Below are 9003 nucleotides of genomic sequence, written 5' to 3' on the forward strand. Positions count from 1 at the left end.
TTTTCTCCGCGCGGGCGCAAGCTCGCAGCAACCGAATGGCCCGGTATCACATCGAGACGTACGGGTGTACGGCCAACCGCGGCGAGAGCCGAGCGATAGAGCAACGGCTCCGCGACGGGGGCCACTACCCCGCCGACGGCCCCGCGGACGCCGACGTGGCCATCCTCAACACCTGTACCGTCGTCGAGAAGACGGAGCGCAACATGCTCCGGCGGGCCGAAGAGCTGCAGGAAGAGACGGGTGACCTCGTGGTCACGGGCTGTATGGCGCTGGCACAGGGCGAGGCGTTCGCCGAGGCGGGCATCGACGCCGAGGTGGTCCACTGGGACGAAGTGCCCGAGGCGGCGCTGAACGGCGAGTGTCCGACCACTACCCCCGACGCCGAACCGATCCTCGACGGCGTCGTCGGCATCCTCCCCATCGCCCGCGGCTGCATGAGCGACTGTTCGTACTGCATCACGAAGCGCGCGACGGGACGCCTCGACTCGCCGCCGGTCGAGGAGAACGTCGCGAAGGCGCGGGCGCTCGTCCACGCCGGCGCGACGGAGATTCGGATCACGGGCCAGGACACCGGCGTCTACGGGTGGGATCGCAACCAGGGAAAGAGCCTCCTGCCCGAACTGCTCGACCGAATCTGTGCCATCGAGGGCGACTTCCGGGTGCGCGTCGGCATGGCGAATCCGAAGGGCGTCCACGGCGTCCGCGAGGAACTCGCCGAAACCTTCGCCGAAAACGAGAAGCTCTACAACTTCCTGCACGCGCCGGTGCAGTCGGGGTCGAACGACGTGCTCGCCGACATGCGCCGCCAGCACCGGGTCGAGGAGTTTCTGGAGGTGGTCGACACCTTCGACGACCACCTCGACCGCTGGACGCTCTCGACGGACTTCATCGTCGGCTTCCCCACCGAGACGGACGAAGACCACGAGGCGAGCATGGCCCTCCTCGAACGCGTCCGCCCGGAGAAGATCAACGTCACCCGCTTCTCGAAGCGCCCCGGGACGGACGCCGCCGACATGAAGGGGCTGGGCGGGACGATCAAGAAGGAACGCTCGAAGGCGATGTCCGAACTGAAACGCGAGGTAGTCGGCGAGGTCCACGAGTCGATGGTGGGCGAGCGCCGGCAGGTGCTCGCGGTGCGACCGGGCACGGGGGAGTCGGTGAAGTGTCGAGACGGCGCCTACCGGCAGGTGATCGTCACGCGGGCGGACGAACGCGGGGTCGAACCGGGCGACACGCTGACGGTCGAAATCACGGGCCACGAGACGATGTACGCCTTCGGCGAGCCGATACGAGGGGAATAGCCCGATGAGCGGGAAGTGGCTCCGGAGCGGCCTCCGACGGGACATCTGTGTCGTCGTCGCGAGCGAGGGCGACCCGACGGCACAGGAGTGCAAGGCCGCCGTGGAGACGCGGTACGACGACCGGGTCGACCCCAAGACCTTCTACGGCGCGCTGGACGCGCTGACGGATGCAGGGCATCTGGAGAAGACGGTCGACGGCCTGCACGACCGGTTCGAACTCACCGCGGCGGGGGAGCGGGCGCTCCGGGATCACTACGCGTGGGTCCGGGAGCGACTGGACGATTAACGCGGCGCCGTCGACGCCGACGACCGCTCGGCGGCGTCCTTCCACTCGCCCAGCCCGGCCGGGTCGAGGTGGACGTGTACGTCCGAGACGGGTTCGATTTCGCGGACCAGTTCCCGGAGTTCGGTCTCGATGTCGTGGGCCTCGGCCAGGGAGAGGTCGCCGTCCACCTCGGCGTGGAACTCCACCTCGATGACGTGGCCGGAGTAGTAGGCGACGAAGTCGTGGAGGCCGTGGACCTGCGGGTGCGAGCGAATCGCGTCCTCGATCCGTTCGCGCTCCTCGGCGGGCGGCGCGCCGTCGGAGAGATAGCGGATGTTCTCCCGCGAGACATCGATCCCCTGATAGATGACGAGGATGCTCACGGCGCCGCCGGCCAGCGGATCGAAGATGGGGTAGCCGAAGGCCATGCCGGCGACGCCGACGAAGACGGCGAGGGTGGTGTAGATGTCGTTCTTGCTGTCGGCAGCGAGGGCGCGGAGGCTCGGCGACCCCACCTCGCGGTTGACGGCGACGGTGTACCAGTAACAGGCGTAGCGGACGACGAGGGCGACGAGGAGGCCGGCGACGAGGATGGAACTGTACTCGGCGCTCGGGCCGTCGAGGAGGGCGTGGCCGGAGTCGTAGAGGAGTTTCAGGCCGAGGAGGACGAGGACGCCGCCGACGAAGAGCGCCGAGAGGGGTTCGAACCGATCGTGGCCGTGCGGATGGGAGGCGTCGGGGTCGTCGTAGACGAACCGCCCCCAGACGAGGACGACGGCGCTGGCGAGGAGGTCGGCGACCGAGTGGGCGGCGTCGGCCATGAGCGCGAGGCTCCCGAAGGTGACGCCGAGGACGCCCTCGACGACGATTTTGATCACGTTCGAGGCGACGTTGACCCACGACGCCTTGAGGAACGAACTTCGGTCCTCGCTCATACCATTACGGATGTGCTAAACCCACATAAGCGGTGTCATTAGCCGCATAGAAGGCAGGTTTTGATTGAGTCTAATTCATTCGACTCACTCGCTCGCCGATCCGTCGAGGGCGAGCGTGACGGCCCGGTCGTCGTCGGTGACCGTCGCGCCCGGTTGGGCGGCGAAGGCGTCGTGGAGGCGGTCGTACGTCTCGTCGACGGCTTCGACGATCACTTTCGTGTCCGAGACGACGGGCATGAAGTTGGTGTCGCCGGTCCACCGGGGGACGACGTGGGTGTGGAGGTGGTCGTCGATGGAGCCGCCGGCCGCGCTCCCGCCGAGGTTGAGGCCGGCGTTGTAGCCGTCGGGGTCGAAGGCCGCGTCCATCGCGTCGAACGTCCGCCCTTTGAGGCGGGCGTGATCCAGGAGGGCGTCGTCGTCGAGCGCGCGGTAGTCACCCTCGTGTCGGTAGGGAATCACCATCGCGTGGCCGGGGTTGTAGGGGTAGTTGTTCAGGATGACGAACGCGTGCTCGCTCCGGGCGACGACGCGACTCGACCGGTCGTCGTCGCGCTCGGGGAGGACACAGAACGGACAGCCGTCCACGCTCCCGCCGTCGCGGGTCACCCACTCGATGCGCCACGGTGCGAACAGTTGGTCCATACCACCGCCGGGGTGCCCAGCGGTTTATACTGTTGGCCGCCGCGTCTGACGGGCGGCTGACGGAGGATGGTTCTCACGCGTGAGAACCCGCTCGAACCGGAGTTAACCGGGTTTAATCCGGGTTAACCGACTGCCGGGCTTATGCAGACGGCATGGGTATGGGTATCCGATGAAGGCGAAGCGACCCAACCCAGACACCAACCTCGAACTGTGTCCCGACTGCGGACGAGAGACCAGACACGCGGTCCGAGTCGAGATTCGGACGGAGAACCCCGCCTCGTCGAACGCGGCGTTCTCGCGGGAACCGTATCGGGTCGCGGTCTGTGACGAATGTGAAGCGGAGTCGATCCAGCGGATGAACGACGCGTAGCGTCACGTCCACGCTCGTCCCGTCGTCGACGGATGACTACGCCGTCGTAATCTCGCAGCCGTCCTCGGTAACGATGACGGTGTGTTCGGCCTGACTCACTAGCCGCCCCTCCTCCTCTTTCAGTACGGGGTAGCCGTGGATCACGTCCTGTTGTTTGAGCCGTCGGAGCGCCATCTCCGCGCGCGGGACGTCGATCCACCGCGCGGCGAAGGGCAGGGTGCGGTACTCCTCGGTAACCTGTTCGAGCACCTGTCGGGCCTGCCGGTTGCGGACCGAGCGCTCGCGTTCCAGCCCGTAAATCTCCTCTTTGTTGCCCTCGCTCACCTTGCCGCGGCCGTCGGTGGCGAACGGTTCGATGGCGATTACGTCGCCGACCTGGAGCTCCGCCCCGTGGTCGACGCCGCGGTTGGGGACCGACGGCCCGGTGTGGGCGTCCCACTGCGCGACGCCGTGACCGGAGAGGTTGAGGACGGGCGTGTAGCCGTACCCGCGGATCACGTCCTCGATTTCGGCGCCAATCGTTCCGGTGTCGACGCCGGGGGCGACGGCGTCGATGGCCACGTCGAGGGCCTCCTCGGCGGCCTCGACCATCTCGGGATTGCCCGAGAGGTCGACCGTCGTCGCGGCGTCGGCGATGTAGCCGTCGACGTGGACGCCCACGTCGAGACAGACCATCTCCTCGCCGAACGTCGTCTCGTCGTCGCGGGCGGGCGTCGAGTGACTGGCCTCCTCGTCGACGCTGATGTTGACGGGGAAGGCGGCGCCGTCGGCGAGTTCGTCGATCCGCGCCTCGGCGTGTTCCGCGACTTCGAGGTGGGTCACACCCGGTTCGATCATCTCGGCCGCCTCGTCGAGGACGGTCCGCAGCGCCTCGCCAGCCTGGCGATACTTCTCGACGGTTGCCTCGTCGAGGGGTCCTACGCTCATGGGCGCCCTTGGCGTGAGCCGGGGAAAGAGGTTGCGGCATCTACGGACCGCGCCACTTTTTCCCTCCGCCCGTCTACGTCTCACCGATGCAACGCGACGGCGAGCGTCACGCCGGGTACGGCGCCGAGTTCGAGACGCGGGGCGGGCGGACGATCGTCGCCCACTACGGGCGCCCCGAGCGCACCCACCTCGCCGTCCGCAACGGCGTGGGCGTCATCGAGATGGGCTACGGCGTCGTCGTCGTCGAGGGTGACGACGCCGTCGACTTCGTCGACAACGCCGTCTCCAACCGCGTCCCCGCCGCCGACGGCGAGGGATGTTACGCGCTCCTGCTGGACCCGCAGGGCGGCATCGAAACCGACCTGTACGTCTACGACGCGGGCGAACGCCTGCTCTGTTTCACGCCGCCCGCCCGCGCCGCGCCCCTCGCCGAGGACTGGGCCGAGAAGGTGTTCATCCAGGACGTCGAGGTTCGCGACGCCTCCGCGGAGTTCGCCGTCTTCGGCGTCCACGGCCCCACCTCGACGGAGACGGTGGCGACGCTGCTCGCCGGCGCGAGCGTTCCCGAGGACCCCCTCACGTTCGTCCGGGGCTCCATCGCCGAGGCCGGCGTCACCGTCGTCTCGACGGACGATCCGACCGGCGAGACGGGGTACGAGGTGATCTGTCGCGCCGACGACGCCGACGACGTGTGGGACTCCCTGCTCACCCGCGGGACGCCGACGACGCCCGTCGGCTACCGCACCTGGGACACCCTCACGCTGGAGGCGGGCACGCCCCTCTTCGACACCGAACTCGTCGGCCGGATTCCGAACGTCGCCGGCGTCCGCAACGGGCTGGACTTCGAGAAGGGGTGTTACGTCGGGCAGGAAGTCGTCTCCCGCGTCGAGAACCGGGGGAGGCCGAGCAAGCGACTGGTCGGCCTCGAACTCGACGCCGTGCCGGAGCCGGACGCGGCGGTCTTCGCGGACGACTCACACATCGGCGACGTGACCCGGGGCGCGGAGAGCCCGTCGCTCGGCCGACCCATCGCGCTGGCGTACGTCGAGAGCGCGGAGCTCGACGACGACCCGGAACTCGCCGTCCGCGTCGACGGCGACGAGGTGGACGCCACGGTGACGTCGCTTCCCTTCGTCGAGGGGAGCGGTCGCTCGGGTCGGCTGCCCCGCTACGACTGAGAGCGCTCGTTCTCGCCCGACGGCTCCGTGCCGCCGCCCACCAGCGCCCGCAGGTGGTCGACCGAGAAGAAGGAACTGGGCCGATCCATGTGGACGCCGATTTCGCCGTCGAGTGCCCACAGCCCCAGTCGCTGGATCGGCTCCGGCAGCGAGTACGCCCGGCGGATCAGCCCTCCGAGCCGAATCTCGCGGCGCAAGTCGTCGCGCCACGCGCGTTCGTAGGCGGCGAGCGTCGACGGGTCGCGGGGGTCGACGGCGTCGACGGCGTGGTCCGCGGCGGTCATGCCGTAGAGGATGCCGCCGCCGGTGAACGGTTTGGTCTGGGCGGCGGCGTCGCCGACGAGGAAGACGCGGTCGCTCGTCACCGTCTCCGGCGGGCCGATGGGAATGGCGCCCGAACAGCGGTGGGTCGTCTCGGCGCCGTAGGCGCCGGTCAGGCGCTCGAACCGCTCGGTCACGTCGGTGCCCGGCGGCGCCGCGAGGCCGTACTCCACGCCCGCGTCACCCCGCGGGATGCGCCACGCGAAAAAGCGCGGCACCGTCAGGTGGACGTCGACGAAATCGCCGCTGTCGGGCGTCTCGTCGAACGCGAGGACGCCGTGCAGGGTTTCGACCGGCTCCGGCAAGCCGACTTCGCGGCGCACCTTCGAGACGGGGCCGTCACAGCCGGCGACGAGGTGCGTCTCGAAGGTTCGCGTCTCGCCGTCGGCGCGGGCGGTCACCGTCACGCCGTCCGCGCGTTCGTCGACGCCGACGACGGTGTGGCCCTCACGAACGTCGGCGCCCGCGTCCGCGGCCGCCGCGGCGAGCGTCCGGTCGAGCGCCACCCGGTCGATGACGTTCGACACCTCGGTCGACTTGTAGAAGGGGTAGGCGTCCGACTCCGGGCCGCCGAGCCGGAAGTTCGCGCCGTACACCCGGTTCTGGAGCAGGTCGGCTTTCGCGTCGGGCACGTAGTCCCACACGTCGGTGCTGACGTGACCGGAGCAGGCGAGCGGCGTGCCGACCGTCCCCTTCTCCAGGGCGAGCACGTCGTACCCGGCCTCGGCGGCCCGGCGGGCGAGGCGGGCGCCCGCGGGGCCGACACCGACCACGACGAAGTCGTACATGCCTCACGTTGGGGTGTGACGAGACAAATAGGCGGTGGTCTCACGAGCGAGCCGTGCGAGCGAGTGAGACGACGTGGACGAACGAAGTGAGTCCACGGAAGTCCCGTGAGCGAGCGTAGCGAGCGAACGGGAGAACGGAAGCGCGCAGCGAGCGAACGGGAGAACGGAAGCGCAGCGAGCGAACGGGAGAACAGAAGCGCGCAGCGAGCGAGTGAGACGTCCCCGAAGCCAAGAACTTAACCGCTGGACGCCGAGGCGTGTGGCATGTCGCGCAGACGGGACCCGGTGGAAGAACGCGCCGACGACTCCCTCGATCTCTACGACGTCGCCACGTGGGAGCGGCGCGGCCCACTCGACACCGTCGCCGCGGGCATCTATCGACTGCTCGTCGCCTCGACCCGGCTGTTCGTCGTCGGCGTCGCCCTCCTCATTCTCGTCGGGATCGGTGGCCTGAGCGCGCTGACGGACCCACAGATCGGTGCGTTGACGCTGCTCTCCGCGCTCCCCGCGCTCGCGCTCGCCGTCTACGTCCGCCGGACCGACGTAACCAGCGGCGAACCCCTCTCCGTGCTCGTCGCTACCTTCCTTCTCGGTGTCCTCACCGCCAACTTCGCGGCGGTGTTCAACTCCGTCACCCGCCCCGCCTTCTCCGGGCTGGGCTTTCTCGGCAACGCGCTCTTTTTCTTCCTGATCGTCGGCCCCATCGAGGAGACGGTGAAGCTGCTGGCGGTCCGCCTGTACGCCTACGGCACCGACCACTTCGAGGCCGTCGTCGACGGCGCGGTGTACGGCGCCGTCGCCGGTCTCGGGTTCGCCACCATCGAGAACGCCCTCTACATCACGCAGAACCTCGACGCGCCGATGGCGACCGGGATCGGTCTCGGCCTCATCGGCGCCGGCGGGAACATCACCGCCATCCGTGCCCTCGCCGGCCCGGGCCACGTCATCTACTCCGCCTTCGCCGGCTACTACCTCGGTCTCGCGAAGTTCAACCGCGAGAACCGCGGCCCGATAATCGTCAAGGGCCTGCTGATCGCCGCGCTCATCCACGCCCTCTACAACACCACCGTCGGCATCGGGTCGGGGCTCGTCGCCTTCGCCACCGGCCTCCCACAGCTCCCCTCCTTCCTCGTCTACGTCCTGATCTACGACGGCGTGTTCGGTCTCATCCTCTTCCGGAAGATCAGGCGCTACAGCCGGACGTACAGCGAGGTCCACGAGAACGAGGAGATTGAGGAGTCGGCCATCGAGACCGAGATCACCGAGTTCGAATCCTGACTCACCATCGCCATATCTCCCGTCCGACGCCCGCCACGCCACCGATGACGAGGTTGTACGTCGGGTACGACCCGACTGGCGTCCCCCGAACGACGAGGACGAGGTAGAGCGGCAGGCTCGCGACCACCGCCAGGCCGGGATACCACGCGATCCGGACGACTTGTCGCCGCGTCTCGACGCGCCCGTCCACGACTGCGGCGACGCCACAGCCCAGCAGGGTCGCCAGCAGGACGGTCGGCGCGTAGCCGTACAGCCCCGGATCGACGCCCGATCCGGGCCAGTAATGCCAGAGAAAAGGACCGTACGTGACGGCGGCGAGGAGGGCGAGAACCGCGAGCGCGAGCTGTCGCCGTCGCATCCGCCCGGGCTACTCGTCGCCCACCAGCCGCTCCACGTACTTCGCCACCACGTCAACCTCGACGTGGACCGGATCGCCCGGCGCCTTCGCCGAGAGCGTCGTCAGGTCGTAGGTAGTCGGGATGACGGCGACCGAGACGGTGCCGGCTTCGTCGTCGAGTTCGGCGACGGTGAGGCTGATGCCGTCGAGCGCGATGGAGCCTTTCGAGACGACGTAGCGCCGCAACTCGGCGGGAAGCGAGAAGGTGAACCACCAGTCGTCGCCGACGCGGTCGACGGTCTCGACGGCCGCGACGCCGTCGACGTGCCCCTGGACGACGTGGCCGTCGAAGCGGCCGTCCGCGGGCATGGCGCGTTCGAGGTTGAGTCGGTCGCCCGTCTCCACCTCGCCGAGATACGTCTTCGCGACCGTCTCCTCGGCCAGAAACACCGAGAACCAGTCGTCACCGTACTCCTCGACGGTGAGACAGACGCCGCCGACGCTGATCGACTGCCCGCCCTCGACCGCGTCGAACCCGTGGTGGATGCGGAGGCGGCGGCCCTCCTCGGTCACGTCGACGTCGACCACCTCGCCCGTCTCCTCGACGATACCCGTAAACATACCCGCCCGTTCGCCGGCGCCGGAGTAAGGGGTTGCGATC

General features: G+C 68.8%; 11 protein-coding genes. 5 read left to right on the top strand and 6 right to left on the bottom strand.

Going from position 1 to position 9003, the window contains the following annotated elements; translation table 11 throughout:
* The first annotated feature begins 35 nt into the window (after positions 1 to 35).
* Together DU484_RS17740 and DU484_RS17745 are read left to right on the top strand one after the other, a co-directional pair.
* Entirely contained in the window at positions 36 to 1301 is a 1266-nt protein-coding gene (locus DU484_RS17740; RefSeq protein WP_114606593.1) for a tRNA (N(6)-L-threonylcarbamoyladenosine(37)-C(2))-methylthiotransferase, read from the top strand.
* A gap of 4 nt (positions 1302 to 1305) precedes the next feature.
* The gene (locus tag DU484_RS17745; RefSeq protein ID WP_114584233.1) at positions 1306 to 1587 is read left to right on the top strand and encodes a PadR family transcriptional regulator; all 282 of its coding nucleotides are present in this window, start codon (positions 1306 to 1308) and stop codon (positions 1585 to 1587) included.
* On the opposite strand, the gene DU484_RS17750 is transcribed toward DU484_RS17745, so the two are convergent.
* Positions 1584 to 2501: a cation diffusion facilitator family transporter gene (locus DU484_RS17750; protein ID WP_114606594.1), complete on the bottom strand. Its 918-nt coding sequence runs from the start codon at positions 2499 to 2501 to the stop codon at positions 1584 to 1586. The two genes, DU484_RS17745 and DU484_RS17750, sit on opposite strands and share 4 nt — an antisense overlap.
* Before the next feature lie 84 nt (positions 2502 to 2585).
* The gene (locus tag DU484_RS17755; RefSeq protein ID WP_114606595.1) at positions 2586 to 3143 is read right to left on the bottom strand and encodes an HIT family protein; all 558 of its coding nucleotides are present in this window, start codon (positions 3141 to 3143) and stop codon (positions 2586 to 2588) included.
* 169 nt (positions 3144 to 3312) lie between these two features.
* On the opposite strand from DU484_RS17755, the gene DU484_RS17760 reads away from it, so the two are divergent.
* Entirely contained in the window at positions 3313 to 3513 is a 201-nt protein-coding gene (locus DU484_RS17760; RefSeq protein WP_114584236.1) for a DUF7835 family putative zinc beta-ribbon protein, read from the top strand.
* A gap of 36 nt (positions 3514 to 3549) precedes the next feature.
* Here DU484_RS17760 and map read toward each other — a convergent pair whose 3' ends face one another.
* On the bottom strand, positions 3550 to 4440 hold the full coding sequence (gene map, locus DU484_RS17765) for a type II methionyl aminopeptidase (RefSeq protein WP_114584237.1): 891 nt from the start codon (positions 4438 to 4440) through the stop codon (positions 3550 to 3552).
* An 86-nt stretch (positions 4441 to 4526) separates the two neighbouring features.
* On the opposite strand from map, the gene ygfZ reads away from it, so the two are divergent.
* Entirely contained in the window at positions 4527 to 5618 is a 1092-nt protein-coding gene (ygfZ, locus tag DU484_RS17770) for a CAF17-like 4Fe-4S cluster assembly/insertion protein YgfZ (protein ID WP_114606596.1), read from the top strand.
* Here the strand turns inward: ygfZ and DU484_RS17775 are convergent.
* Positions 5609 to 6727: a geranylgeranyl reductase family protein gene (locus tag DU484_RS17775; protein WP_114584239.1), complete on the bottom strand. Its 1119-nt coding sequence runs from the start codon at positions 6725 to 6727 to the stop codon at positions 5609 to 5611. The two genes, ygfZ and DU484_RS17775, sit on opposite strands and share 10 nt — an antisense overlap.
* 264 nt (positions 6728 to 6991) lie before the next feature.
* On the opposite strand from DU484_RS17775, the gene DU484_RS17780 reads away from it, so the two are divergent.
* A complete protein-coding gene (locus DU484_RS17780; protein ID WP_114584240.1) occupies positions 6992 to 8005 on the top strand; it encodes a PrsW family intramembrane metalloprotease in 1014 nt (337 codons plus the stop codon).
* 1 nt (position 8006) lies between these two features.
* Here DU484_RS17780 and DU484_RS17785 read toward each other — a convergent pair whose 3' ends face one another.
* Positions 8007 to 8363: a hypothetical protein gene (locus tag DU484_RS17785; protein ID WP_114584241.1), complete on the bottom strand. Its 357-nt coding sequence runs from the start codon at positions 8361 to 8363 to the stop codon at positions 8007 to 8009.
* A gap of 9 nt (positions 8364 to 8372) precedes the next feature.
* Entirely contained in the window at positions 8373 to 8963 is a 591-nt protein-coding gene (locus DU484_RS17790) for a riboflavin synthase (protein ID WP_114584242.1), read from the bottom strand.
* Positions 8964 to 9003 lie beyond the last annotated feature (40 nt).

Source organism: Haloplanus rubicundus, assembly GCF_003342675.1.
Lineage (GTDB): Archaea > Halobacteriota > Halobacteria > Halobacteriales > Haloferacaceae > Haloplanus > Haloplanus rubicundus.